Origin of the sequence: uncultured Aliiroseovarius sp., from assembly GCF_947497285.1 — a bacterium.
In the GTDB taxonomy this organism is placed as follows: domain Bacteria; phylum Pseudomonadota; class Alphaproteobacteria; order Rhodobacterales; family Rhodobacteraceae; genus Aliiroseovarius.
In genome coordinates this window covers 125,150-149,270 of the sequence record NZ_CANMFT010000004.1, presented here as the reverse complement: position 1 = coordinate 149,270, position 24,121 = coordinate 125,150, and the positions used below count along the sequence as shown (strand labels likewise).

At 59.3% G+C, this 24,121-nt stretch carries 24 protein-coding genes; 17 read left to right on the top strand and 7 right to left on the bottom strand.

Annotated elements, in window-relative coordinates:
* Positions 1–9 precede the first annotated feature (9 nt).
* The 5 genes from Q0864_RS08530 to Q0864_RS08510 all read left to right on the top strand — a co-directional run bounded on the left by Q0864_RS08530 (position 10) and on the right by Q0864_RS08510 (position 5,353).
* Entirely contained in the window at positions 10–678 is a 669-nt protein-coding gene (locus tag Q0864_RS08530; RefSeq protein WP_298568011.1) for a DUF2161 family putative PD-(D/E)XK-type phosphodiesterase, read from the top strand.
* 51 nt (positions 679–729) lie between these two features.
* On the top strand, positions 730–1,869 hold the full coding sequence (locus Q0864_RS08525; protein ID WP_298568008.1) for a cytochrome c peroxidase: 1,140 nt from the start codon (positions 730–732) through the stop codon (positions 1,867–1,869).
* Between the two features lie 174 nt (positions 1,870–2,043).
* The gene (locus tag Q0864_RS08520) at positions 2,044–2,331 is read left to right on the top strand and encodes a co-chaperone GroES (RefSeq protein ID WP_298568006.1); all 288 of its coding nucleotides are present in this window, start codon (positions 2,044–2,046) and stop codon (positions 2,329–2,331) included.
* Positions 2,332–2,371: 40 nt separating this feature from the next.
* Positions 2,372–4,012 carry a chaperonin GroEL gene (gene groL, locus Q0864_RS08515; protein ID WP_298568003.1) on the top strand — a complete coding sequence of 547 codons (1,641 nt, stop codon included), beginning with the start codon at positions 2,372–2,374 and terminating at the stop codon, positions 4,010–4,012.
* A 204-nt stretch (positions 4,013–4,216) separates the two neighbouring features.
* On the top strand, positions 4,217–5,353 hold the full coding sequence (locus Q0864_RS08510; protein ID WP_298568000.1) for a hypothetical protein: 1,137 nt from the start codon (positions 4,217–4,219) through the stop codon (positions 5,351–5,353).
* A gap of 67 nt (positions 5,354–5,420) precedes the next feature.
* Here the strand turns inward: Q0864_RS08510 and Q0864_RS08505 are convergent, their stop codons facing one another.
* Positions 5,421–5,900: an NUDIX hydrolase gene (locus tag Q0864_RS08505; protein ID WP_298567997.1), complete on the bottom strand. Its 480-nt coding sequence runs from the start codon at positions 5,898–5,900 to the stop codon at positions 5,421–5,423.
* A 69-nt stretch (positions 5,901–5,969) separates the two neighbouring features.
* Between Q0864_RS08505 and Q0864_RS08500 the strand changes: the two genes are divergently transcribed.
* A complete protein-coding gene (locus Q0864_RS08500) occupies positions 5,970–6,719 on the top strand; it encodes an alpha/beta fold hydrolase (RefSeq protein WP_298567994.1) in 750 nt (249 codons plus the stop codon).
* Positions 6,720–6,732: 13 nt separating this feature from the next.
* On the opposite strand, the gene hemN is transcribed toward Q0864_RS08500, so the two are convergent.
* On the bottom strand, positions 6,733–8,088 hold the full coding sequence (gene hemN / locus Q0864_RS08495) for an oxygen-independent coproporphyrinogen III oxidase (RefSeq protein ID WP_298567991.1): 1,356 nt from the start codon (positions 8,086–8,088) through the stop codon (positions 6,733–6,735).
* Between the two features lie 77 nt (positions 8,089–8,165).
* Here hemN and fnrL point away from each other — a divergent pair, with 77 nt between their 5' ends.
* Positions 8,166–8,906 (top strand): transcriptional regulator FnrL, encoded by a 741-nt coding sequence (fnrL, locus tag Q0864_RS08490; RefSeq protein WP_298567988.1) that lies wholly within the window; start codon positions 8,166–8,168, stop codon positions 8,904–8,906.
* A 91-nt stretch (positions 8,907–8,997) separates the two neighbouring features.
* Here the strand turns inward: fnrL and Q0864_RS08485 are convergent, their stop codons facing one another.
* The gene (locus Q0864_RS08485) at positions 8,998–9,837 is read right to left on the bottom strand and encodes a universal stress protein (RefSeq protein ID WP_298567985.1); all 840 of its coding nucleotides are present in this window, start codon (positions 9,835–9,837) and stop codon (positions 8,998–9,000) included.
* A 217-nt stretch (positions 9,838–10,054) separates the two neighbouring features.
* Here Q0864_RS08485 and ccoN point away from each other — a divergent pair, with 217 nt between their 5' ends.
* From ccoN to ccoS, 8 genes are all read left to right on the top strand, one after another.
* Positions 10,055–11,656, top strand: a complete 1,602-nt coding sequence (gene ccoN, locus Q0864_RS08480) for a cytochrome-c oxidase, cbb3-type subunit I (RefSeq protein WP_298567982.1) — start codon at positions 10,055–10,057, stop codon at positions 11,654–11,656.
* 14 nt (positions 11,657–11,670) lie between these two features.
* The gene (gene ccoO, locus Q0864_RS08475; protein ID WP_298567979.1) at positions 11,671–12,396 is read left to right on the top strand and encodes a cytochrome-c oxidase, cbb3-type subunit II; all 726 of its coding nucleotides are present in this window, start codon (positions 11,671–11,673) and stop codon (positions 12,394–12,396) included.
* A 12-nt stretch (positions 12,397–12,408) separates the two neighbouring features.
* Complete coding sequence (locus Q0864_RS08470; protein WP_298568820.1) at positions 12,409–12,585, top strand: cbb3-type cytochrome c oxidase subunit 3; 177 nt, start codon at positions 12,409–12,411, stop codon at positions 12,583–12,585.
* A 33-nt stretch (positions 12,586–12,618) separates the two neighbouring features.
* Complete coding sequence (ccoP, locus tag Q0864_RS08465) at positions 12,619–13,491, top strand: cytochrome-c oxidase, cbb3-type subunit III (protein ID WP_298567976.1); 873 nt, start codon at positions 12,619–12,621, stop codon at positions 13,489–13,491.
* Between the two features lie 366 nt (positions 13,492–13,857).
* Complete coding sequence (gene ccoG / locus Q0864_RS08460; RefSeq protein WP_298567973.1) at positions 13,858–15,270, top strand: cytochrome c oxidase accessory protein CcoG; 1,413 nt, start codon at positions 13,858–13,860, stop codon at positions 15,268–15,270.
* Between the two features lie 3 nt (positions 15,271–15,273).
* The gene (locus Q0864_RS08455) at positions 15,274–15,759 is read left to right on the top strand and encodes a FixH family protein (protein ID WP_298567970.1); all 486 of its coding nucleotides are present in this window, start codon (positions 15,274–15,276) and stop codon (positions 15,757–15,759) included.
* Positions 15,760–15,793: 34 nt separating this feature from the next.
* On the top strand, positions 15,794–17,992 hold the full coding sequence (locus tag Q0864_RS08450) for a heavy metal translocating P-type ATPase (RefSeq protein ID WP_298567967.1): 2,199 nt from the start codon (positions 15,794–15,796) through the stop codon (positions 17,990–17,992).
* Between the two features lie 3 nt (positions 17,993–17,995).
* On the top strand, positions 17,996–18,157 hold the full coding sequence (gene ccoS / locus Q0864_RS08445; protein WP_298567964.1) for a cbb3-type cytochrome oxidase assembly protein CcoS: 162 nt from the start codon (positions 17,996–17,998) through the stop codon (positions 18,155–18,157).
* 8 nt (positions 18,158–18,165) lie between these two features.
* On the opposite strand, the gene Q0864_RS08440 is transcribed toward ccoS, so the two are convergent.
* Together Q0864_RS08440 and Q0864_RS08435 are read right to left on the bottom strand one after the other, a co-directional pair.
* The gene (locus Q0864_RS08440) at positions 18,166–18,786 is read right to left on the bottom strand and encodes a response regulator transcription factor (RefSeq protein WP_298567961.1); all 621 of its coding nucleotides are present in this window, start codon (positions 18,784–18,786) and stop codon (positions 18,166–18,168) included.
* A 165-nt stretch (positions 18,787–18,951) separates the two neighbouring features.
* A complete protein-coding gene (locus tag Q0864_RS08435) occupies positions 18,952–19,620 on the bottom strand; it encodes an arylesterase (protein WP_298567958.1) in 669 nt (222 codons plus the stop codon).
* Positions 19,621–19,647: 27 nt separating this feature from the next.
* Here Q0864_RS08435 and Q0864_RS08430 point away from each other — a divergent pair, with 27 nt between their 5' ends.
* Together Q0864_RS08430 and Q0864_RS08425 are read left to right on the top strand one after the other, a co-directional pair.
* Positions 19,648–20,316, top strand: a complete 669-nt coding sequence (locus tag Q0864_RS08430) for an ATP-binding cassette domain-containing protein (protein WP_298567955.1) — start codon at positions 19,648–19,650, stop codon at positions 20,314–20,316.
* Positions 20,313–22,838: an FtsX-like permease family protein gene (locus Q0864_RS08425; RefSeq protein WP_298567952.1), complete on the top strand. Its 2,526-nt coding sequence runs from the start codon at positions 20,313–20,315 to the stop codon at positions 22,836–22,838. Before Q0864_RS08430 ends, Q0864_RS08425 begins: the two co-directional genes overlap by 4 nt.
* Here the strand turns inward: Q0864_RS08425 and Q0864_RS08420 are convergent, their stop codons facing one another.
* Positions 22,839–23,267 carry a hypothetical protein gene (locus Q0864_RS08420; protein ID WP_298567949.1) on the bottom strand — a complete coding sequence of 143 codons (429 nt, stop codon included), beginning with the start codon at positions 23,265–23,267 and terminating at the stop codon, positions 22,839–22,841.
* Between the two features lie 62 nt (positions 23,268–23,329).
* Positions 23,330–24,109, bottom strand: coding sequence for a succinate dehydrogenase iron-sulfur subunit (locus Q0864_RS08415; protein WP_298567946.1), 780 nt, complete (start codon positions 24,107–24,109; stop codon positions 23,330–23,332).
* Positions 24,110–24,121 lie beyond the last annotated feature (12 nt).

Sequence of the window (24,121 nt, the reverse complement as noted above, 5' to 3'; positions counted from 1 at the left end):
GGTTTGTGTATGTCAAAACCTGCCGAAACCGAGCTTTATGCCCCCGTGAAATCCTGGCTGGAGGGGTTGGGCTATGAGGTGAAATCCGAAGTTGGACCCGCTGATGTCGTGGCCCTGCGGGGTGACGACGCGCCAGTCATTGTGGAGCTAAAAGCGGGATTTTCACTGACGCTTTTGCAACAGGCGGTCGCACGGCAGGCGGTGACAGACGCGGTCTATGTGGCCGTGCCGCGTTGGGCGGGCAAACTCGGCTGGCGCGCGTTCAAGGGCAATGTGGGCCTATGCAAGCGGCTTGGGTTGGGAGTTTTGTCGGTGCGTCTGAAAGACGGGCTGGTGCAGGTGCATGCCGATCCCGGCCCGTTCCAGCCCCGAAAATCCAAGATAAAATCCGCGCGGCTTCTGTCTGAATTTGCCCGGCGTGACGGTGACCCCAACACCGGTGGCACGAACGGCAAGATCGTGACGGCGTATCGGCAGGATGCCGAGAAGCTGGCAGCCTGTCTGGCGCAACAGGGGCCGATGAGGGGCGCAGCGCTGGCGAAAGCCACAGGCGTCAAGACCGCGACCCGGATGATGGCGATCAATCACTATGGGTGGTTTGAGCGGGTCGAGCGTGGCGTTTACGGCCTGACGGTCCAGGGCCACACCGCCGTCAAGGGAACCAGTGACAAGGCTTGATCAGGGTCAAGTCGCAACCCATGCCGTTTCGGCAATGTGACGGAAACATCAATGGAACCCCCTCAGATGCGCAATGTCCTGTCGTTGATCCTCTTGACCGCCACCGCCTTGCCCGCAGGCGCGTTCGATAGCCTTGAAGAATTGGGTGAGGCGCTGTTTTTCGATGTGAATCTATCAAAGAACCGCACGCAATCCTGCGCAACGTGTCACGATCCGGAATATGGCTTCGTTGATCCGCGTGAAACGGAAGTGGGCCGCGCGGTGTCTTTGGGCGACGATGGAGAAAGCCTTGGCGACCGTTCCGCGCCGACCGCAGCCTATGCGAAGTTTACGCCGGATTTTGAGCAGTTGGCCGAACGCGCGTGGCGCGGCGGAATGTTTTGGGACGGGCGCGCAGCAGGTTTGGCCGGTCAGGCGGGCGAGCCACCCTTGAACCCGATCGAAATGGGGATGCCGGATCAGGCATCGGTCGTGGCACGACTGGCCGAGGACGCGGGGTATGTGGCCGCGTTCAAGGCGCTGTTTGGTGACACCATCTGGAACGACGATGCCTCTGCATATGCTGCGATGACGCAGGCCATTGCGGCGTTCGAAAGCACGGATCTGTTTTCACCGTTCGATAGTAAATACGACCGCATGTTGCGCGGGGATGCCAAGCTGACGGATGAAGAAGAACTGGGCCGCACGCTGTTCTTTTCCGAGCAATCCACGAATTGTAGTCTGTGCCACCAACTCCACCCCTCGGCAGTTGCGCCCAACGAGACGTTCAGCAACTATGAATACCACAACACCGGCACCCCCGTGAACGCAGCCGTGCGCGCCGCGAATGGGGTCGAAGGGCCGGATCTTGGCTTGTTGGCAAACCCCGACATCAACACCGCAGATGCGGGCGGGCGCTATAAGGTGCCAACCTTGCGCAATGTCGCGGTGACTGGCCCGTATATGCACAATGGTGTGTTCAAGGATCTGCGCACCGTCGTGCTGTTTTATAACAAATACAACACGCTGGATAAGGCGCGCCAGATCAACCCTGAAACAGGGAAACCTTGGGTCATGCCCGAAATCCCGCAAAACCTCGCGGTGACGGAATTGATTCACGGCCCGGCGCTGGATGACAAGCAGATTGACGCGCTGGTGGCGTTCATGAAGACGCTGACCGACGCGCGATACGAACATCTTCTAGAGGAATAAGACCCCACACAGACTGCTGTGGCCCAGACCAAATGCCGGGGCTTGGCGGTGGCGCGGCAGAATTCTTGACCGATTGCTTGACACCCCTCAAATGACTCCCTAACTCTTCGCCGTTAGCACTCGCGTCCGGTGAGTGCTAAGAGAACTGAAACTGAGCTTAGGGAGTCTCAGCAAATGGCATTTACACCACTGCATGACCGCGTGTTGGTCCGCCGCGTCGAAAGCGACGAGAAAACAGCAGGCGGCCTGATCATTCCGGAAAGCGCGAAAGAAAAGCCGGCCGAAGGCCTGGTTATCTCTGTCGGCGCTGGCGCCAAGGACGACGACGGCGACCGCATCGCAATGGACGTCAAAGAAGGCGACAAAATCCTTTTCGGCAAATGGTCCGGCACCGAAGTCACCATCGACGGTGAAGAGCTGCTGATCATGAAAGAATCCGACATCATGGGCATCATTGCCTGATCGTCTGACCGATTTACACGTATTTCCAGGAGTAAGCTAAATGGCTGCTAAGGACGTAAAGTTCGACACCGATGCCCGCAACGCAATGCTGCGTGGCGTCAATATCCTCGCTGACGCTGTCAAAGTGACCCTTGGCCCGAAGGGCCGTAACGTGGTTCTGGACAAGTCGTTCGGTGCCCCCCGCATCACCAAAGACGGTGTGACGGTCGCAAAAGAGATCGAACTGGAAGACAAGTTCGAAAACATGGGCGCGCAAATGGTGAAAGAAGTCGCCAGCCGCACCAATGACGAAGCCGGCGACGGCACCACCACAGCCACCGTTCTGACCCAGGCGATTGTTCGCGAAGGTCTGAAGCAGGTTGCTGCTGGCCTGAACCCGATGGACCTGAAGCGCGGCATTGATACCGCCGTTGCAAAAGTCGTCGAGAGCATCAAAGAGATGGCCCGCGAAGTCAAAGACTCCGATGAAGTCGCACAGGTTGGCACCATTTCGGCCAACGGCGAGTCGGAAATCGGCCGTCAGATCGCAGACGCGATGCAAAAGGTCGGCAACGAAGGCGTGATCACGGTCGAGGAAAACAAAGGCCTCGAAACCGAAACCACCGTTGTTGAAGGTATGCAGTTCGACCGCGGCTACCTGTCGCCCTATTTCGTCACCAACCCCGACAAAATGGTTGCCGAGCTGGACGATTGCCTTGTCCTGCTGCACGAAAAGAAACTGTCGTCGCTTCAGCCGATGGTTCCGTTGCTCGAGTCGGTCATTCAGTCGACCAAACCCCTGCTGATCATCGCAGAAGACGTAGAAGGCGAAGCGCTGGCAACTCTGGTTGTCAACAAACTGCGCGGCGGTCTGAAAATCGCTGCTGTCAAGGCTCCGGGCTTCGGTGATCGTCGTAAAGCCATGCTGCAAGACATCGCGATCCTGACCGGTGGTCAAGTGATCTCGGAAGATCTTGGCATGAAGCTTGAAAGCGTGACCATGGATATGCTGGGCTCGGCCAAGAAAATCCAGATCACCAAAGACGAAACGACTATCGTTGACGGTGCTGGCGAGAAGGCCGAGATCGCAGCGCGTGTCGCTCAGATCCGCACCCAAGCCGAAGAAACCACGTCCGACTACGACCGTGAGAAGCTGCAAGAACGCGTTGCCAAACTGGCAGGCGGTGTTGCCGTGATCCGCGTTGGCGGCATGACCGAGGTTGAAGTGAAAGAGCGCAAAGATCGTGTTGACGATGCTCTGAACGCGACCCGTGCAGCCGTGCAGGAAGGCGTGATCGTCGGTGGCGGTGTTGCTCTGGTTCAGGCTGGCAAAAAGCTTGTCGGTCTGGAAGGCGAAAACGCAGACCAGAACGCCGGTATCAGCATCGTGATGAAAGCGCTGGAAGCGCCGCTGCGTCAGATTGCTGAGAACGCTGGTGTCGACGGTGCCGTGGTTGCTGGCAAGATCCGCGAAAGCGACGACGTGACCTTCGGGTTCAACGCGCAGACCGAAGAATATGGCGACATGTTCAAGTTCGGCGTCATTGATCCGGCCAAGGTGACACGGACAGCTCTGGAAGATGCAGGCTCAATCGCCGGTCTTCTGATCACCACCGAAGCCATGGTGGCCGATAAGCCGCAAAAAGATGCCCCAGCTGGCGGCGGCATGCCCGACATGGGCGGCATGGGCGGCATGATGTAAATCGAATTCCGTAAGGAATTCGATTGCGACAGGCGATTGGCCGCAAGGCCAATCTGCCGACAGCGACCCAGACAAAAACTACAAAGGGCGCTCGCTTGGGCGCCCTTTTCATTTGTGCTATAAGTTTCATAACGGTCCGTTGCAAAGGGGAGCGTGTCTCCCTATGTTAACAGCAGTAACATAGACTCATTGGCGGGGACAGTCATGCTTAAATCCATTCTTTTGCTCTTTCTCACTTTTCTTGCAGTTCCAGCCACCGCGCAAGAGGTCTATCGCTTCGGCGATGACGTCTACATGGCCGGTGACAACGTGACCCTGACAGGCGAGGGCGTGGACGACGTCTTTGTCGCGGGCAACACTGTCGTGGTCTCGGCGCCCGTCGGCGGCAGCGCCCATGCCGGGGGACGGTCGGTATCGATCTCGGCGCCGGTTGGGCAAAACCTTTATGCCGCTGGCATGAATGTCAACGTCGCGGGGTCCATTGGCGGCGATGCGCAGCTTATCGGAGATACGGTGCTGGTCGGTGAGGCTGTGCAGGGTGACCTGCGGGTCGCCGCCCAACGCGTCGAGGTCAATGGCGCGGTTGGTGACAGTGCCCTGATCGGGGCAGAAAACATACTCCTGACGACTCAGATTGCCGGTGATGCAAGCTTTGCAACCGACAACATCACCTTCGGAGAAGGCGCGCGCATTGATGGAACGCTATTTCTTTACTCTGAGGATCCTGATGACATCATCGTGCCGGCTTCGGTCATCTCGGCGGACCGGATCGAACGTCACAGCATTGATGAGTTCGATGCACGTGCTGATGCCAATGGCGGTGCAACCCTTGATCGGTCCAGATACGGCTGGGGCAGTTGGCTGGTCGGCAAGATCAGTTCGATCCTGATCCTGACAGCGATGGCGACAGCGCTTGCAGCGCTTGCGCCGGTCTTTCTTATGGCTCTGCGGTCACGTACGCTTGAAACGCCTGTGCGGGCGCTTTGGATGGGGTTCCTGTCTATTTCTGCGCTGGCGGGGTCGCTGTTTTTGTTCGCAATGACGGGGATTGGCCTTCTGCTTGTGCCGGCCTCGATTGTGCTAGCCGTGCTGCTGGGCATCGCAGGCTATGTGATCGGCACCTATATTCTTGGTGTGGGCGTGCTGGGTGTGGCCAACCGCCCACTGCCCGAAACACTCGCAGAGCGCGCGATCGCCGCACTGGTTGGCGCGGTGGCGATTTCAGTGCTGGCGTTGATCCCTTATATCGGTTGGATTGCGACCTTGGCGGTAGCCGTCACTGGCGCGGGCGCATTGATCATCCGCTGGTTTGCGCCGGGGTTCCATACCGAGGTCCGCTAGCCCAACGCCTTTGCCCAACAAACGCCCCCGGCCAACGGTGCGGGGGCGTTCTATGTCACAAATCTGCCTATCGCACGATGGTTTCAAGCGCGTCATAGCGTGCAACCCCGGCCGCATCGCCCCACGCCAGTTCGGACAGGGAAAGCGGCCTGACGTATAAATCCGCCATTTCGTCCCGGCTGACCCAGCGACGTTCAGTCACGATTGCTTCTGGGTCTTGCCAGGCGGCGTCAAGCTGTCCGGCCTCCAGGCGGCACCGAAATACAATCTCGACCTGATGAAAGCCGGTGTCCGGGTCGTGAAATTCGTTGACCAAAGCAGGCGTCCCAACCGAAACCGTCAGCCCGGTTTCCTCATGCACTTCGCGCATCAGGTTGTCAGGAAGGCTGGCACCCGGATCGACACCACCACCGGGCAGACACATCAACGATGAGACACCGCCAGCATAGGCGTTGACCAGCAACAGGCGGTTGCGATGCAGGATAAGACCGCGAACAGCAACGCGGGGCGTTTTGAAACGGATGGGCATGCGCCAAGATTTGCGCATCCTGCCCCCTGTGACAACCCACCACTCGCATCCGGCGTCTTGGGTGCTTATCTATAACGTATGTTTCGGATGATGACCCTTGTTGCAGGTTTCGTCGCCGCGCTGGCCATGCCCGCGCGAGCAGATTGTGTCGTTCTGCTGCATGGATTGGCCCGGTCGCCGTCTTCGCTGTGGGTGATGGAGGAATCACTGCGCGCCGAGGGCTATACGGTCGTCAATCTGGGCTATCCATCAACCAAAGCGAAAATCAGTGTCCTGGTCGAGGCAGCCATCCCCCCCGCTCTGGTCGCCTGCGGGTCGCAGAAAGTGCATTTTGTCACCCATTCGTTGGGGGGCATCCTTGCGCGCGTCTGGTTGCAGGACAACAGACCCGACGATATGGGTCGCGTCGTGATGCTGGCCCCGCCCAACAAAGGGTCAGAGCTGATCGACGCCTTCGGGGATCTGGAGGCGTTCGGCTGGATCATGGGGCCGGCCGGGCTGCAGCTTGGCACTGGCGACAACGCGTTGCCAAACAGGATCGAGCTGCCCGCGTTTGAACTTGGTGTCATTGCCGGCAACCGGTCGCTTAACCCGATCTATTCAGCGGTCATTGAAGGCGCAGATGATGGCAAAGTGTCCGTAGACAGCACCCGGATAGACGGGATGAATGACCATATCGTGCTGCCCGTGACGCACACGTTCATGATGGTGAACCCGCTGGTGATCGCCCAAGTGATACGGTTCCTCGAAGACGGCGCGTTTGAGCACGGGCTGACGATCGCAGACGTGCTGGACCGGATCGCCGTAGACGCGGGCTATCGCAGGAAGGACAAATAAGCGTCTGGCGGCATCAAACCGCCTGACTATGTCCGCTTTCATTCACCTCGTAGGCGTCGAAATGGCGCGCGATCATACGCGCCAACGGTCGTGCACCCTCACGGATTGTCAGCACATTGTCCGTTAGATCCGTCGTGTCCGGCATGGCCTCTGGCAAGCCATCGACCAGCGCAAGGAACCAACCGATGGGCCGGTCCAATTCTTTGGCCAAGGCTGCAAAGTCCACCTTGAAATAGCAAAGAAGCTCTTCAATCACGCGGCCGCGCGCGATGTCGTCGGGCGTAAACGAGTGGCCTTTGGCGGCTGTTAAATTTCCGTCTCGGGCGGCGGCTTGATATTTCGATGTGGCAGGTTCGTTTTGCACATAGCCCTGCGGGTAGCGCGCAATTGAGCTTGCCCCGACACCGATCAACACCTGCGAGGCATCTTCCGTATACCCCTGAAAGTTTCGTTTCATCGTGCCCGCTTTATGCGCCTTGGCCAGCCCGTCCGAAGGTAGGGCAAAGTGGTCGATGCCAATCTCGTCATAGCCACTGGCGACAAACAAATCGCGCGCGGTGTTGTAAAGCTCCAGCCGTTCCTCGGCCGAAGGCAGCGCTTCGGTCGGGATCAGCGTCTGGCGCCGCGCCATCCATGGCACATGCGCATACCCAAACAGAGCCACGCGATCTGGGCCAAGGCTGATCAGTTTCTCGACCGAATCCGTGACCCGCGCGATATTCTGATGCGGAAGCCCATAAAGAATATCCATATTCAGACTGTCGATGCCACGCGCGCGCAAACCGTCGACGGCCTCTTTGGTGATCTCATAACTTTGTGGTCGGCCAATGACCTCCTGAATCATCGGGTCGAAATCCTGCACCCCGATCGACGCGCGGTTCATCCCGGCTTTTGCCAAAGCATCCAGCCGTGGCCCGTCGATTTCAGAGGGGTCAATCTCGACCGAGAACTGCGCATCCTGCGCCAACGGGGTCGTTGTCAGAATGGCGTCCGTCAGATCAGCGATCATGTCAGGTTGCAACAGAGTCGGCGTCCCGCCACCCCAGTGCAGATGTTCCAGCTTGATCCCAGGGGCCAGCAGATCCTTGATGGTGGCAAGTTCTTGCTTGATGCTGTTCAGGTATGCCGCGACAGGTTCCGAGGTCGACGTGCCCTGTGTTCTGCAGGCACAAAACCAGCACAATCTGCGGCAGAAAGGAATATGCACGTATAACGATACCGTGTCATTTTCCGGAATTGCACTGATCCACTCGGAAAGCGTTTCAGGCCCAAAGCCCGCTTTGAAATGCGGGGCGGTTGGGTAGCTCGTATAGCGGGGCACGCGCGCGTCAAAAAGACCAAGGCGTTTGAGTTGCGGAGAGGTCTGCATTCGAATAGGGTTTACCGAGAACGACGCGCGCAACTTTGATCAGGATCAAACAAGATACCTCTCTTGTTAAAAAAGACATGAACGAGATCAGTTTTAACACCCGTGATTGTGGCAGTTGCCCAATTCGCCACCGTGCCGTGTGTGCGCGCTGCCAGCCTGACGAGCTGGAGCAACTTGACGCAATCAAGTATTACCGCACCTTCGAAGCTGGCCAGCCCGTGATCTGGTCAGGTGACCCGATGGAGTTTGTGTCGAGCGTCGTGAGCGGCATCGCCACGCTGAGCCAGACCATGGAAGACGGACGCACCCAGATGGTTGGGCTGCTGCTGCCGTCTGATTTCATTGGGCGCCCGGGCCGTAACTCCGCACCCTTCGATGTGGTCGCGGTAACAGATCTGACGCTGTGCTGTTTTCGCAAGAAACCCTTTGAAGACATGATGGAAAAGACGCCCGCGATCGGCACGCGGCTTTTGCAGATGACGCTGGATGAACTGGACAGCGCACGCGAATGGATGCTGGTGCTTGGCCGCAAGACAGCGCGCGAAAAAATAGCAAGCCTGGTTGCAATTCTGGCCCGCCGGGACGCGTCTTTGCACATGCGCGCGCCATGCGACGGGATGAGCTTCGAACTGCCCCTGACCCGCGAGGCGATGGCGGATTACCTAGGCCTGACGCTTGAAACGGTCAGCCGACAGGTCTCTGCCCTGAAAAAATCCAGAGTGATCGAACTGCAAGGCAAGCGCCGTGTGATCATTCCCGATCTTCAGGCACTTATCGCTGAAACCGGTGACGACGTTGATGGTGGCCCCATCACCTGACCCGTTGGACCGGACAAAAGCGGGCAGGTGGCCCGGAAGACAACAGGAAAGGGCGCCAAAGCGACGCCCTTTCTGGTTTTTTAGTCTGTGTTCAGTGGGCCAGTAGGATGGGAACTTCAGCGACTTCCAGCATGTGGCGCGTCGCACCACCCAGAATTGATTCTCGGAATCGCGAGTGGCCATAGGCTCCCATGACAATCAAATCTGCATCCTTGTCACGGGCGTGCCGATTCAGGATGTCCGAGATGCGCGGCATCGTCTTGGCAAGAACCGACACCTCTGCCCTGATGTCATGGCGCGCGAGCATCTGGCTCAGCGCCCCGCCGGGGTCCGACCGCTCGGGGCCGTGTTGGGGTGGGTCAATGACCGCAATCGACACCATATCAGCTTGTTTCAGCAGCGGCAGTGCCAGTCGAATTGCGCGTAACGCTTCCGGGCTTTCATTCCAAGCGACCACCACATTGCGCACGGTCGTCGGGTATTGCGCGTCGTCGGGCATCACCATCACCGGCACGCGGCCTTCGAAAAGGGCCGCTTCGACAAGGGCTTCGGCGTCGTGTCCGCGGCCTTCGCCATACGGGCGCGGCATCACCACCAGATCTGAAAACCGGGTGCGATGTGCGATCAGGCCGTTCAGGGCCACCATCTGTGCCGTCAATGCCGATGTGGACCACGGATAGGCGTGCCCGGTAATTGCCTGCCGAACATGGCTTTCAAGCGCGAGGGCGTCCTCGCGTGCCTGCGCCAAGTTGTCCTGAACCACCATCGCCGAGGCCCCTGCATAGTAGAACCCCTGTTGCGACTGGTCGATCCCAAGGCACAAGACATCCAGATGGGCCTCGTGCTGGGCCGAAATGGTCATGGCAGCCTGCAGGGCCACCTGACCCAATGATTTTTCGGTGACGATCGTGGAAATGGTGCGGTAATCCATGGCAATGCCCTCCGGGTTGGCGTCACCTAAAGGTTGCCCCCGACCTGCCTGCGACGCTTTGACATGGGTCAATCCCGGTTTTTCTAGCCCATCGGCGCAGTTTTGATATGGATCAAAGCGGGCTGGAAGAGATAGGTAGAAACCGACAAAAGTCAAGACATGCCCCCCATCCGTCGTGGGAGGGGGGGGATAAAAGACAACGACGAAGGGACGCAAAATGTGGGATTACCTAAAATTGGCGATCTACGGCCTGATCGCAGTATTGGCCGCTATCGCTGCAAGTTATGCCCGCGACATCGCCTACCAGGTGCACGCCATCTTGGTAACGTTGATTGCGGGCGGCCTTTTCGTTTACTCGCTGCGTCGAGTGGGTGAAGAAAAAGTTGTTGAAACCGGTTATATGGATGGCCCCGTTCGCGTGGGTGTAGCTTTGACCGCCTTCTGGGGCGCTGTCGGCTTTCTGGTCGGAACGTGGATTGCGTTCCAGCTGGCCTTCCCAAACCTGAACTTCGGCTGGGCCGAAGGATACCTGAACTTCGGGCGCCTGCGTCCACTACACACCTCGGCGGTGATTTTCGCGTTCGGTGGAACGGCGCTGATCACATCGTCAATGTATGTGGTTCAACGGACCTCCGGTGCGCGTCTTTGGGGCGGCAATCTGGCGTGGTTCGTGTTCTGGGGCTACCAGATTGTGATCCTTTTGGCTGCCACGGGCTATCTGCTGGGCGCAACCCAATCCAAAGAATACGCTGAACCCGAATGGTACACCGACCTTTGGCTGACCATCGTCTGGGTGGCTTATCTGCTGTTGTTCATGGGCACGCTGATGAAGCGGAAAGAACCGCACATCTATGTGGCCAACTGGTTCTACCTGTCGTTCATCGTCACCATCGCCATGCTCCACGTGATCAACAACCTGGCTGTGCCGGTGTCGATCTTCGGATCGAAATCTGTTCAGCTCTTCTCGGGTGTGCAGGATGCCATGACGCAGTGGTGGTATGGCCACAACGCCGTGGGCTTCTTCCTGACCGCAGGCTTCCTTGGCATGATGTACTACTTCGTGCCGAAACAGGCTGAACGTCCGGTCTTCTCATACAAGCTGTCGATCATCCACTTCTGGGCGCTGATCTTCCTGTATATCTGGGCAGGCCCCCACCACCTGCACTATACCGCGCTGCCTGATTGGGCTGGCACGTTGGGCATGGTGTTCTCGATCATTCTGTGGATGCCGAGCTGGGGTGGCATGATCAACGGTCTGATGACCCTGTCGGGCGCTTGGGACAAACTGCGCACCGACCCGGTTATCCGGATGATGGTTGTGTCGATCGGTTTCTACGGCATGTCCACGTTCGAGGGTCCGATGATGTCGATCCGCGCCGTGAACTCGCTGAGCCACTATACGGACTGGACCATTGGTCACGTGCACTCTGGCGCGCTGGGCTGGAACGGGATGATCACCTTCGGGATGCTCTACTTCCTTGTGCCCCGACTGTGGAACCGTGCAGGGCTATACAGCCAGAAACTGGTCAGCTGGCACTTCTGGCTCGCCACCATTGGTATCGTGCTCTACGCATCGTCGATGTGGGTGACCGGGATCATGGAAGGTCTGATGTGGCGTGAAGTTGACGCCCAAGGCTTCCTGGTGAACTCGTTCGCTGACACCGTTGCCGCCAAGTTCCCGATGTATGTGGTGCGCGGCATGGGTGGGGTTCTGTTCCTCACGGGTGCTTTGATCATGTGCTACAACCTTTGGATGACCGTGAAGCGTTCGCCGGCAGCAGAAACTGCCAGTGACGCCCAAACGGCTCCGGCTGAATAAGGAGGGAAGGACCCATGGGAATTCTCGACAAACACGTTGTTCTGGAAAAGAACGCAACGCTTCTTATGGTCGGTAGCCTTTTGGTTGTTGCCATCGGCGGCATCGTAGAGATCGCACCGCTCTTCTACCTCGAAAATACGATCGAGGACGTGGAAGGCATGCGCCCCTACTCGCCTCTCGAGCTTGAGGGTCGGAACATCTATGTGCGTGAAGGCTGCTATGTCTGCCACTCGCAGATGATCCGCCCGATGCGCGACGAGGTGGAACGCTACGGCCACTATTCACTGGCGGCGGAAAGCCAGTATGACCACCCGTTCCAGTGGGGATCAAAGCGGACAGGGCCTGACCTTGCCCGCGTTGGTGGCCGCTATTCGGACGAATGGCATGTGGATCACCTGATGGATCCGCAGTCGGTCGTGCCGGAATCGGTGATGCCGAAATACGCGTTCTTGGCGGATCGCCTGATCGAGCCGACATATATCGAAGACCTGCTGAAAGCCAATCAGATGGTCGGTGTGCCTTACACCGACGAGCAGATGGAAAACGCCGCAGCTGACTGGCTGGCACAGGCCGATCCTGACAGCGACTATGATGGGCTTCTGGCGCGCTATCCGAAGGCGCAGGTGCGCAACTTCGATGGCAAGCCCGGTGTTTCGGAAATGGACGCTTTGATCGCCTACATGCAGATGTTGGGAACGTTGGTCGACTTTTCGACCTTCACACCTGACCCGAGCCGGTAAGGAGCTGGGATGATGGACACCTATTCACTGTTTCGCGAAATCGCCGACAGCTGGGTGCTTTTGGCCATGTTTGTCTTCTTCCTTGGAACGGTGGTCTGGGCGTTTCGCCCGGGCAGCCGCAAGGTCCACGAAGACACGGCCAACATCCCCTTCCGCCACGAAGACAAACCTGCCGGTGACCGGGATTAATCCCGGTCGCTCAGCTCAAGAGGAGTTGCGGCAATGAGTAAAAAACCTGTTGTAAAGAAAGAGCCCGAAACGACCGGCCATGAATGGGACGGCATTCAGGAGTTCAACAACCCCCTGCCACGTTGGTGGGTCTGGGTCTTCTACCTGACTATCATCTGGGGCGTGTGGTATTCCATCGCTTATCCGGCGTGGCCACTGATCAAAGGGGCGACCGCTGGCTATCTGGGCTATTCGACCCGCGCCGAAGTTGCTGCCGAAATTGATCGCTTCACCGCCATGAATGGCGAATTGGAGGCCCAGTTGGCGTCGGCCGATCTGAACACGCTGGAACAAGGCAGTGATTTGCATAACTATGCAATCCAATCCGGCCGCGCGACGTTTGCCACCTTCTGTTCGCAATGTCACGGGTCCGGGGCTGCGGGCAACGTCGGTTATCCCAACCTGCTGGACAATGACTGGCTTTGGGGCGGCACGCTGGACGACATCCAGTTGACCCTCCAGCACGGTATCCGGTCGGAAGATGATGACGACACGCGCTATTCGGAAATGCCGGCCTTTGGCGAAGACTATCTGAGCGACGAAGAAATCGCCCAGGTCGTTAACTATGCGATGTCGCTGTCGCCGGTCACCAAGCCTGACGCCGATATGGAGCTGGCTGCCGCAGGTGCGACGGTGTTCGCTGACAACTGCACCGCGTGTCATATGGAAGACGGCACCGGGGATCGCTCACAAGGTGCTCCGAACCTGACCGACGCCATCTGGCTCTATGGCGACACCAAGGACGAAATCACCGAGGTCGTCGTAAACGGTCCCTTCGGCGTTATGCCCGCGTGGAGCGGCAAGCTGACAGACAGCCAGATCAACGCTGTTTCGGCTTATGTTCACCAGTTGGGCGGCGGCGAATAAGCCACCGGCCAACCAGAAGTTCCGGGGCCTCATACCCCGGTCAACGGCACCGACCCCTGATCCTGTTCGCGCGTTTCTCCGGGGTCGGTGCCACCTAATCCAAAGACCCGGACGCATTGCGCGTTCGGGTCTTTGTGTCTACCAAAGAGGGCGCAGCCCACGCGCCGCAGAGGCGAACCAAGGTGCGGCTTTTTGACAGGCTGCGACCTGATGGCACTGCGACAAAATGGAAAATTGATAATTATCAAGGACTAATGCGATTGATTCTGCATTGCAGCACCGATTTTTTTGATCCACATCAAGGCTGCAATATAGAATAGTTCTTAACTGAACACCTACCTCGACAAGCAGGATTGGAATCTGTCCATGTCTGACGCCCCAGAACACCTCTATGCCGCCCGTGAACCCATCTTTCCCAAGCGGGTCAAAGGTATGTTCCGCAGCCTGAAATGGTGGATCATGGGCATCACTTTGGGCATTTACTATCTTGCGCCATGGATCCGCTGGGATCGTGGGCCGAACTTGCCCAATCAGGCGATCCTGATCGATATGGCGAACCGCCGTTTCTATTTCTTCTGGATCGAGATCTGGCCGCACGAGTTCTATTTCATTGCAGGCCTGTTGATCATGGCTGGATTGGGGCTGTTCTTGTTCACCTCTGCCGCGGGGCGGGTCTGGTGTGGCTATGCCTGTCCGCAGACGGTCTGGACGGATCTGTTCATCCTGGTTGAGCGCTGGGTCGAAGGCGACCGCAACGCTCGTCTGCGGTTGCATCGTCAGAAATGGGACGCCCAGAAGGTTCGCAAGCGGCTCGTCAAGTTCGTTCTGTGGATCGTGATCGCCGTCGCAACCGGCGGGGCGTGGGTCTTTTATTTCGCAGATGCGCCGACATTGTTGGTTGATTTGGTCACAGGCAATGCACACCCGCTGGCCTATTCGACCATTCTGGTCTTGACCCTGACGACCTTCTTCTTCGGGGGCATCGCGCGTGAACAGATCTGCATCTATGCATGCCCATGGCCGCGTATTCAGGCCGCGATGATGGACGAGGATACCATCACCATCGCTTACCGGGATTGGCGCGGCGAGCCGCGTGGCAAAGGCAAGGCGCGTGATGATCTGGGCGATTGCATTGATTGCAACGCCTGTGTGAACGTCTGCCCGATGGGGATCGACATCCGTGACGGCCAACAGTTGGAGTGCATCACCTGTGCGCTTTGTATCGACGCATGCGATGAGATGATGGCCAAAGTTGGCAAGGAACGTGGGCTGATCGATTACCTCGCCCTGAAGGACGAATCTTACGAGCGGGCCGGGAACAGCAAGATCCCCGTCATCAAGCACTTGCTGCGCCCGCGCACCATTCTTTACACCACGCTTTGGGCCCTTGTCGGGATCGCGCTGACGGTTGCGCTGTTCGTTCGCCCGAAGGTCGATGTAACCGTGCGCCCCGTGCGCAACCCCACCTATGTGACCCTGTCGGACGGCGCGATCCGCAACACCTATGATGTTGGCGTGCGCAACCGCCATGGCGAAGAACGCCCTTACTACTTTGCTCTTTCGGATGACAGCAATATGACGGTAGAGCTGGAAGGCAGCGACAAGCTTGTGCTTGTTGCACCGGCTGATACCGAGGCAAAGCAGCGCGTGTATGTCATAGCCCCTCCGGGGTCAGAGGCCGCACGGACGGACCGCACCGAGCTACGCCTTTGGATCGTGGATGGGGTGACGGGCGATCGAGCCCACCTTGACACCGTGTTCAACGGAAGAGGACGTTAAGCCATGGTTGATGAGACCGAGAAGAAAGAGTTCGAGCTGACGGGCAAACACGTGCTCGCCATCGTGGTGTCGGCCTTTGCCGTCATCATCGGGGTGAACCTTTTCATGGCTTATTCTGCGGTTGGCACCTTTCCAGGGCTTGAGACTCAAAACTCTTACGTGGCCAGCCAGCAGTTCGACCAGCAAAAGGCCGCACAAGAGGCTTTGGGCTGGGATGTGGCCGCGCGCGTTGACGGCGAAACGCTGATCCTCGATATCAAGGATCAAGCGGGCGAACCGGTAGAGGTGACCTCGCTTTATGGTCTTCTGGGGCGGGCGACGCATGTGAAGGAAGATCAGGAGCCTGCGTTCAGTCAGGGATCAAATGGCGCATACATGGCGCAGGTTGGTCTGCTGGGGGAAGGCAACTGGAACCTGCGACTGAATGTAGTGGCGGATAACGGCACCACGTTCCAGCGCCGCATACCGATCTTTATCTCGGCGAACTAGCGCCGGAACCAACGCGCGAACAAGGATCTGACTGATGGCTGCCCCGATATCTGCCTGCCCGGCTTGTGCCGCTGCCCCCCTCGCCGAAGATCAGGCGGGCGAAGGGTATCGCGGCAATGGCATGGAGGCGAAACGTATCCTGCTGTCGCTGCCGCAGATTTATTGCGCAGCGTGCATTTCGGGCGTTGAACGTGGATTGGCAGCGCAGCCGGGGGTGCGGGCTGCACGGGTGAACCTGACGCTGAAACGTGCCACGGTCGATGTCGATCCCGATCTCGAAGCCCAAAGCCTTGCCGATTACCTGACCGGCATCGGGTTCGAAGCTTACGAGCTTGATCCCGGCCAGCTGACCTCGACAACGACGGACAAGCGCGGCAAAGATCTGTTGATGCGTCTGGGCGTTGCTGGCTTCGCGATGATGAATGTGATGCTGCTAAGCGTCGCTGTCTGGTCGGGCGCCACCGACGCCACACGTGATTTGTTTCACTGGATCAGTGCCGGCATCGCCATTCCGACGATCGCGTTTTCAAGTCAGGTCTTTTTCAAATCTGCTTGGTCTGCGCTTCGCGTCGGGCGACTGAACATGGACGTGCCGATTTCCCTGGCGATCCTTCTGGCGCTGGGCATGTCGTTGTATGAGACGATGCACTCGGGCGAACATGCCTATTTCGACGCGGCCTTATCGCTGACGTTCTTCCTGTTGGCCGGACGGTATCTGGATTTCCGCACCCGCGCCGTGGCCCGCTCTGCCGCCGAGGAACTGGCCGCCCTTGAGGTGCCGCGCGCTGCCCGCGTGGTTAACGGTCAGGCCGACGAACAGGTGTCTGTCGCCGAGCTTACCCCAGGCGACATCGTGCGCGTGGTCCCCGGCGCCCGCGTGCCAGTGGACGGGATCGTCGAAACGGGCGAGAGCGAGCTGGATCGGTCGCTTCTGACCGGCGAAAGCTTGCCCGTTGCCGCCGCACCCGACAGTGTCGTTTCGGCAGGCGAGGTGAACCTGACCGGCCCGCTGACGGTGCGCGTCACGGCCGCCGGGCGTGACAGTTCGCTTCACCGGATGGCCGATCTTGTGGCCATCGCGGAAACAGCGCGCAACCGATATACCTCGCTGGCGGATAAGGCCGCACAGATTTACGCACCGCTTGTGCACATCCTTGCCTTTGCGGCCTTCTTGGCGTGGCTCTGGATTTCTGGTGGTGATGTGCGGCTGGCGCTGAATATCGCGGTTGCGGTTTTGATCATCACGTGCCCCTGTGCCCTTGGTCTTGCCGTTCCCGCGGTTACGACAGCGGCGTCTGGGCGGTTGTTTAAACAGGGCATGTTGTTGAAATCCGCCACCGCGATGGAACGGTTGGCCGAAGTGACCCATGTCGTCTTTGACAAGACGGGCACCCTGACCGAAGGCAAGCCCGCAATGGACGCGCTGCAACGCCACAAGCCACAGGATTTGTCGATCGCTCTGGCGCTGGCCGAAGGGTCAAGCCACCCTCTGGCGCAGGCGCTGACCGCAGCTGCCCGCAGCGCGGGCGTGACACCCGCCAAAGTGACCGCGGTGCGTGAGGTTCCCGGCAAAGGGATCGAAGCCACTTGGGACGGCAAGACTGTCCGTTTGGGGCGCGCCGAATGGCTTGGGGCCAATGCAGTTGGCCAGACCGCGACCTATCTGGCGGTGTCTGGCGCACGCCCTGTGGCGTTCACCTTCACCGATGCATTGCGGCCGGGTGTTGAGGCTGCAATCGACGCACTGAAAGCCCGAGGCTTGGGCATATCGCTTGTTTCAGGCGACGTGCCGGCGGCCGTGGCCGATATCGCCGGACGGGTCGGTATCGCTGATTGGCAGGCCGACATCCTGCCCGAAGGCAAAGCTGAATACGTGGCGCGTCTGGGCAAGGCCGGCAAAAAGGTGTTGATGGTGGGCGACGGGCTGAATGATACAGCCGCGTTGGCAGCCGCGCATGTGTCGATCTCGCCTGCCTCGGCGCTGGAGGCGGCGCGTGTTGTCTCCGACATCGTGCTGCTTGGCAAGTCGATGGAACCCTTGAGCGACGCGATTACCCTGTCGAAATCTGCGACGCGCCGGATCAAGGAAAATTTTGCGATCGCAGCGGGCTATAATGCGATCGCCATCCCGATCGCGCTGGTGGGGCTGGCCACGCCGTTGGCCGCTGCTCTTGCCATGTCATTCTCGTCAGTGTCAGTATCGCTGAACGCGTTGCGGCTGAAGAAAGGCTGAGTGATGAACGTTCTGGTCTATTTGATCCCTGTCTCGCTGCTTCTGGGTGGCTTGGGGCTTGTCGCCTTCTTCTGGACCCTGAAAAGCGAACAATATGACGACCCGGATGGCGACAGCCACCGTATCCTGAGTGACCGTTGGGACGACGCCCCGCCGAAAGACTGAATGCCGTGTCAGACCAGCCCTTGGTCGCGCGCGATCATCGCGGCGTGGGTCCGGTTGCGCGCGCCCAGCTTTCGGATCACCGCGCGCATATGCATTTTCACAGTGACCTCCTGAATGCCAAAGGCGTGCGCGATTTCTTTGTTTTGCTGCCCGTCACACAGAAGCGCCAAAATCTGAAGCTCGCGGCGTGACAGCGTGTGGGCCGCTCCCTGCTGCCTCGTTCTGAACCGGGGCAGCAGCATCAGGTTATGGCCCTCGCGGATTAGGGCCAGCACATGGGAAAGCGCCTTTTGCGACAGGGACGTCGGCGCGGTTGCCGAAACGCCAAGCGCAAGAGCCTGGCGCGCGATTTCGTTTGAATGTGGCGGGATCAGCAGGATCACGGCAAGTGCCTTTCGCGATTTCATCAACCGCTCGACCACTTTCAGCCCTCCGAGCGCTGCAAGCGTGAAATCGACGACCAGAAGCTGCGTATCACGGTTCTGGGAAAGGTAGATCTCGGCGGCCTCGGCCGTGGCACAAACCGCCGGCCGGGCAGAATTGGCGTCGCCTAACACAGTATCAAACCTGCGCTGGATGCCAGGATCCTCTGTCACCAAGAGTGTTTTCACCGAGGCACTCCGCGTCATATGGTTGCACCATTATGGCCGGGTGGGGCCGCTGTGGTGCGTAACAGTGGCACAACCTTCAAGGGTCGCCTAGGTGTCACTATGTATAGGTCAACGGGGATCGCCCGTCCTCATCAAGGGTCTGATCAGGGCCGGGAGTGCCTGCGCGATACAGTCGTATCGGCTCTATTCGACGGCGGCCTGTGGCACGATCTGCAACACTTTTGGGCCTATTGCGTCCACGATGCGGGACACGCCCTCACGGTTGGGGTGCAATCCGTCGGGCTGCAAATACAGGCGGGCGGTGTCTGCCGGATCAAGCGTATCCGTGATTGCGGCCAGAAAGTTTGGCTCCAACGGCACCTGAAATTCGGCTGCGAGCGTTTCGAAGTTTGCTTCAAACGCAGCCTTGTAATCAGGCCCGAAATTCGCCGGCCCCGGAAGACCCACGAGCAGCGCAGGCAGGTCACGGTTTTGCAGCTCGGTCAGAATGCGGCTCAGATGTTTGCGGGTTTCCTCTGGGGGAATACCTCGGAGCAGGTCATTGCCGCCCAATGTGACGACAACCGCGTTGACCTCGGGGGTCAATGCCCAATTGATGCGCGCAGCCCCCCCGGCACTTGTGTCGCCGGACACGCCGCCATTGATGACGCGCGCACTGACCCCACGGTCCTTCAACCAAGCCTCAAGCTGCGGAACGAACCCTTCGTCTTGGGCAAGCCCATACCCCGCTGTCAGACTGTCACCCAGCGCAAGAACCGTGACCGGCTGGGCCTGCGCGGCAAAAGCCACGAAGACCATTGCAACGACCCCCTTGGAAAGACGCGCCAAGACCCCATATCCAACCGTAATCATTATATTCCTTCCAAAGCCGGGTGCCCCATGACCACGCCGATCCTTTCCCTGACCGACGCGCGCCTGACACTTGGGCATAATGCAGGGCGCACCGAGATCCTCAAGGGCATAACGCTCGATGTGTCCGCGGGCGAAACACTTGGCCTGACTGGGCCTTCAGGCTCGGGCAAATCATCGCTCCTTATGTTGATGGGTGGGCTGGAACAGGCCACCGGTGGATCGGTATCGGCGCTTGGGCGTGATCTGGGTGTGATGGGTGAAGACGACCTTGCACGCTTTCGTAGGGATCATATGGGGGTGGTGTTCCAGTCTTTCCACCTTATTCCGACCATGACGGCCCTTGAAAATGTCGCAACCCCGTTGGAGCTGGCCGGTGCCCGAGACGCGTTTGATCGCGCTGCCGAGGAACTGGAAGCCGTCGGGTTGTCACACCGGCTGGATCATTACCCAAGCCAGATGTCTGGCGGTGAACAGCAACGCGTGGCCTTGGCCCGCGCGGCTGCCCCCCGGCCCGAGATCCTGTTGGCCGATGAACCGACCGGCAATCTGGACGGGGCCACAGGCGCCACCATCATGGACCTTCTGTTCGGGCTGCGCGATCGTCACGGCGCGACGCTGATCCTTGTGACCCATGCGCCCGAGCTTGCAGAGCGGTGTGACCGGATTGTGCACATTCAGGACGGAGTGCTTGCATGACCGGGTCGCTTGGCATGGCCCTGCGTCTGGCGCGACGCGAGATGCGCGGGGGGCTGCGCGGCTTTCGGATTTTTCTTGCCTGTCTTGTGTTGGGCGTGGCCGCCATCGCCGCGATCGGCAGTGTGCGCGAAGGATTGCGCGCGGGGCTGGCATCGCAAGGTGCGGTGCTGCTGGGCGGGGACGTCTCGGTGTCGTTCACCTATCGCTTTGCAGACCCTGACGAAGAGGCGCTTTTGGTCCCACAGGCCGCGCAGATAAGCGTGTTGGCGGATTTCCGGTCGATGGCGGTCACCGAAAATGACCGCGGTCTGACGCAGGTGAAGGCAGTGGACGATGCCTATCCATTGATAGGACAAGTTGTACTGGATCCACCGATGGCGTTGTCTGACGCGCTGGACGGGCAGGGCGGCATGCCCGGCGCGGTCATGGACGACTTGCTGATCGACCGGTTGGGGCTGTCCCCCGGCGACAGCTTCCGTCTGGGCGGAGCTGATTTCGTGCTGATGGCCGAACTGGTGAAGGAGCCGGACAACGCGACCGCCGGGTTCGGCTTGGGCCCGCGCAGCATCGTGCGACGCGCGGCACTGGAAGGCTCGGGCCTTCTGGCCGAAGGCACGCTGTTCAACAGTCACTACAAGATGCGCCTGCGTGAAGGCTTCAACCTAGATCAAGCTCATGCAGCCCTGATGCCCACGCTTGAACCGAAAGGTGCACGTTGGCAAGACGCCCGAAACGGCGCGCCTGGGATGAGCCGGCTCGTGGATCGGCTGGGCGCTTTTCTGGTGTTGGTTGGTCTGGCGGGGCTTGCGGTCGGTGGGGTCGGTATCTCGGCTGCTGTTCGCGCTTATCTGGACGGCAAGACTGGCACAATTGCGATATTGCGGGCGCTGGGCGCCGAACGCCGGATGATCTTTCTTACATATTTCCTGCAAATTGGCCTGTTGACGCTCATCGGCCTTGCCCTTGGCCTGATGCTGGGGGCAATTGTTCCGTTGCTGCTGGCTCCGGTCATTGCGCAATCGCTTCCGATCACCGCCGAGATCACGATCTACGCCCGCCCGCTGGCAGAAGCCGCGCTTTATGGGGGGCTCGCGGCACTTTTGTTCACACTGTGGCCCTTGTCGCGCACAGAAGAGGTCAAGGCCGCCGCCCTGTTCCGTGACGCTGCCTTGGGCGCAACACGTCTGCCACGCCCGCTGTTCATTGGCCTTTGTCTGGGGATACTTGCCACCCTGATCTGGGCTGCGGCGCGTCTGTCGGGTATGCCGTCCCTCGCGATGTGGAGCTTCATCGGTCTGTCCGGCGCCTTTGCGGCGCTGGTCCTGACCGGGCTTGCGGTGCGTTGGATCGCGCGCTGGCTTGGCCACAGAACAGCCCTGCGCGGGTGGCCCACGCTGCGCATGGCGCTTGGCGCGGTGGGCGGCCCGGGCGGCGAAGCGGGGGCTGTCGTGCTGTCCTTGGGGTTGGGGCTGGCGGTGCTGGCGGCTGTGGGACAGATCGACAACAACCTGCGCGGCGCCATTGCACGAGACTTGCCCGAAGTGGCACCCAGCTTTTTCGTGCTGGATATTCAACCCGATCAGATCGACGGCGTCTCTGCACGGCTGGAAGGTGATCCCTTGGTCAGCCGCATCGACACTGCGCCGATGCTGCGCGGGATGATCACCAAGATCAATGACCGCCCTGCCCGCGAGGTGGCGGGGGGACATTGGGTCGTGCGTGGCGATCGTGGCCTTACTTACTCTGACACCCCCACCCGCACCACGGTGGTGGACGGCGAATGGTGGCCCAAGGACTATCAGGGTCCGCCGCAAATCAGCTTTGCCGCCGAAGAGGCGCAGGAGATGGGGATCGGCATCGGGGACAGCCTGACCGTCAATATTCTGGGCCGTGATATTACGGGCGAGATCACCAGCCTGCGCGAGGTCGATTTCAGCCAAGCGGGTATGGGCTTTGTGATGACCATGAACCCTTCGGCGCTGGCAGGTGCACCGCACAGCTATATCGCCACAATCTATGCCGATCAAACAGGCGAGGCTGCCATCCTGCGCGATCTGGGCCGGGCTTATCCCAACATCACGCTGATTTCGGTGCGTGACGCGATCACCCAGGTCACCGGGTTGATGGGGCAGGTCGCCGGCGCGATCACCTATGGGGCGCTTGCGACCCTCGTGACCGGTTTCGTCGTGTTGATGGGGGCCGCCGCTGCCGGTGAACGCGCCAGAACCTACGAGGCAGCGGTTCTGAAAACGCTTGGCGCGACGCGGCCGGCGATTCTTGCCAACTTTGCCATTCGGTCGGCCGTTTTGGGCATGGCAGCAGGGGCAGTGGCTGTGTTTGCTGGCGGGGTCGCGGGTTGGGCCGTCACCCACTACATCATGGAAGATCGCTTTGTCTTTGACGCGCTAAACGCACTTGCCATCGTGGCGGGCGGAGTGATTGCGACCGTGCTGGCAGGGTTGGCTTATGCGTGGCGACCCTTGTCTGCGCGCCCAGCCCAAGTGCTGCGTGCGCGCGAGTGATCAGGCTTCATGTTGCTGGCGCAACGCCTTTCGAATGACAAGCTTGAGGCCGGACCAGATGTCATCCACTGCGCACACTTTCACATCCACGAGGGATGTCTGCAGCGCCAAATTGCGGATCACCTCCTCGGTCATATCAGTTGGAACTTTTGAGGCTTTCTTGGGCCAACTTACCCAGATCATACCGTCCTTATCGATATTTTTCAGAAGGTTGGGCAGGGCCAATTCAAAACGCGCTCGGCGAGCAGTGAACATGTGGATGACGTCATAGGGGCCGACCAGCGTCTCGGGCGCCACATCGTCCACTGCGATGAAGGCCCGGCTGCTGACCAGATAATCCTGAGCCGTGGGGCGTTCGACCCAAGCCACCCGCTGACCGTCTTTCAGGCCAAGCTTCTTTTCAAGCGGTGTTCCTGAATAGCCTGACATCGAACCTCCAATGAAAAAGGGCGGCCATAGGGCCGCCCTTTTCGCATAAATATCTGTTCCGATCAAAGCGTGCGTTCGACCATCATTTTTTTGATCTCGGCAATCGCCTTGGCTGGGTTCAAACCCTTCGGACAGGTCTTGGCGCAGTTCATGATGGTGTGGCAGCGGTAGAGTTTGAAGGGATCTTCCAACTCGTCCAGACGCTCGCCGGTGGCCTCGTCACGGCTGTCGATGATCCAGCGATACGCATGGAGCAACGCGGCTGGGCCGAGGTAGCGGTCACCGTTCCACCAATAGCTGGGGCACGAGGTCGAGCAGCTGGCGCACATAACGCATTCATACAGACCGTCAAGTTTCTTGCGGTCTTCGATCGACTGTTTCCACTCTTTCGCAGGGCGGTTTGTCTTGGTTTCCAACCATGGCATGATCGAGGCGTGCTGCGCATAAAAATGCGTCAGGTCCGGGATCAGGTCGCGCACCACAGGTGTGTGCGGCAACGGGTAGATTTTCACATCGCCCTTGATCTCGTCCATGCCATAGATACAGGCCAGCGTGTTGATCCCGTCGATGTTCATCGCGCAGGACCCACAGATGCCTTCGCGGCAGGACCGGCGGAAGGTCAGGGTCGGATCAATCTCGTTCTTGATCTTGATCAGCGCGTCCAGAACCATCGGTCCGCATTTGTCCATATCGACGAAATAGGTGTCGACGCGGGGGTTTTCACCATCATCCGGCGTCCAGCGGTAAATTTGGAACTTGCGGACATTGGTCGCGCCATCAGGCTTGGGCCAGGTCTTGCCGGTGCGGACTGTCGAGTTCTTCGGAAGTCTGAATTGAACCATTTCGTGTCCTCC

What these genes read in the sequence shown, in the direction of transcription:
- fnrL (WP_298567988.1), top strand. Translation starts at nt 8,166, where the DNA reads ATGAACGAGATCAGTTTTAACACCCGTGATTGTGGCAGTTGCCCAATT.
- Q0864_RS08415 (WP_298567946.1), bottom strand. Translation starts at nt 24,109, where the DNA reads ATGGTTCAATTCAGACTTCCGAAGAACTCGACAGTCCGCACCGGCAAG.
- ccoG (WP_298567973.1), top strand. Translation starts at nt 13,858, where the DNA reads ATGTCTGACGCCCCAGAACACCTCTATGCCGCCCGTGAACCCATCTTT.
- Q0864_RS08505 (WP_298567997.1), bottom strand. Translation starts at nt 5,900, where the DNA reads ATGCGCAAATCTTGGCGCATGCCCATCCGTTTCAAAACGCCCCGCGTT.
- Q0864_RS08520 (WP_298568006.1), top strand. Translation starts at nt 2,044, where the DNA reads ATGGCATTTACACCACTGCATGACCGCGTGTTGGTCCGCCGCGTCGAA.
- Q0864_RS08425 (WP_298567952.1), top strand. Translation starts at nt 20,313, where the DNA reads ATGACCGGGTCGCTTGGCATGGCCCTGCGTCTGGCGCGACGCGAGATG.
- Q0864_RS08485 (WP_298567985.1), bottom strand. Translation starts at nt 9,837, where the DNA reads ATGGATTACCGCACCATTTCCACGATCGTCACCGAAAAATCATTGGGT.
- ccoS (WP_298567964.1), top strand. Translation starts at nt 17,996, where the DNA reads ATGAACGTTCTGGTCTATTTGATCCCTGTCTCGCTGCTTCTGGGTGGC.
- Q0864_RS08470 (WP_298568820.1), top strand. Translation starts at nt 12,409, where the DNA reads ATGGACACCTATTCACTGTTTCGCGAAATCGCCGACAGCTGGGTGCTT.
- ccoO (WP_298567979.1), top strand. Translation starts at nt 11,671, where the DNA reads ATGGGAATTCTCGACAAACACGTTGTTCTGGAAAAGAACGCAACGCTT.
- ccoN (WP_298567982.1), top strand. Translation starts at nt 10,055, where the DNA reads ATGTGGGATTACCTAAAATTGGCGATCTACGGCCTGATCGCAGTATTG.
- groL (WP_298568003.1), top strand. Translation starts at nt 2,372, where the DNA reads ATGGCTGCTAAGGACGTAAAGTTCGACACCGATGCCCGCAACGCAATG.
- Q0864_RS08440 (WP_298567961.1), bottom strand. Translation starts at nt 18,786, where the DNA reads ATGACGCGGAGTGCCTCGGTGAAAACACTCTTGGTGACAGAGGATCCT.
- hemN (WP_298567991.1), bottom strand. Translation starts at nt 8,088, where the DNA reads ATGCAGACCTCTCCGCAACTCAAACGCCTTGGTCTTTTTGACGCGCGC.
- Q0864_RS08420 (WP_298567949.1), bottom strand. Translation starts at nt 23,267, where the DNA reads ATGTCAGGCTATTCAGGAACACCGCTTGAAAAGAAGCTTGGCCTGAAA.
- Q0864_RS08500 (WP_298567994.1), top strand. Translation starts at nt 5,970, where the DNA reads ATGATGACCCTTGTTGCAGGTTTCGTCGCCGCGCTGGCCATGCCCGCG.
- Q0864_RS08530 (WP_298568011.1), top strand. Translation starts at nt 10, where the DNA reads ATGTCAAAACCTGCCGAAACCGAGCTTTATGCCCCCGTGAAATCCTGG.
- Q0864_RS08455 (WP_298567970.1), top strand. Translation starts at nt 15,274, where the DNA reads ATGGTTGATGAGACCGAGAAGAAAGAGTTCGAGCTGACGGGCAAACAC.
- Q0864_RS08435 (WP_298567958.1), bottom strand. Translation starts at nt 19,620, where the DNA reads ATGATTACGGTTGGATATGGGGTCTTGGCGCGTCTTTCCAAGGGGGTC.
- Q0864_RS08450 (WP_298567967.1), top strand. Translation starts at nt 15,794, where the DNA reads ATGGCTGCCCCGATATCTGCCTGCCCGGCTTGTGCCGCTGCCCCCCTC.
- ccoP (WP_298567976.1), top strand. Translation starts at nt 12,619, where the DNA reads ATGAGTAAAAAACCTGTTGTAAAGAAAGAGCCCGAAACGACCGGCCAT.
- Q0864_RS08510 (WP_298568000.1), top strand. Translation starts at nt 4,217, where the DNA reads ATGCTTAAATCCATTCTTTTGCTCTTTCTCACTTTTCTTGCAGTTCCA.
- Q0864_RS08525 (WP_298568008.1), top strand. Translation starts at nt 730, where the DNA reads ATGGAACCCCCTCAGATGCGCAATGTCCTGTCGTTGATCCTCTTGACC.
- Q0864_RS08430 (WP_298567955.1), top strand. Translation starts at nt 19,648, where the DNA reads ATGACCACGCCGATCCTTTCCCTGACCGACGCGCGCCTGACACTTGGG.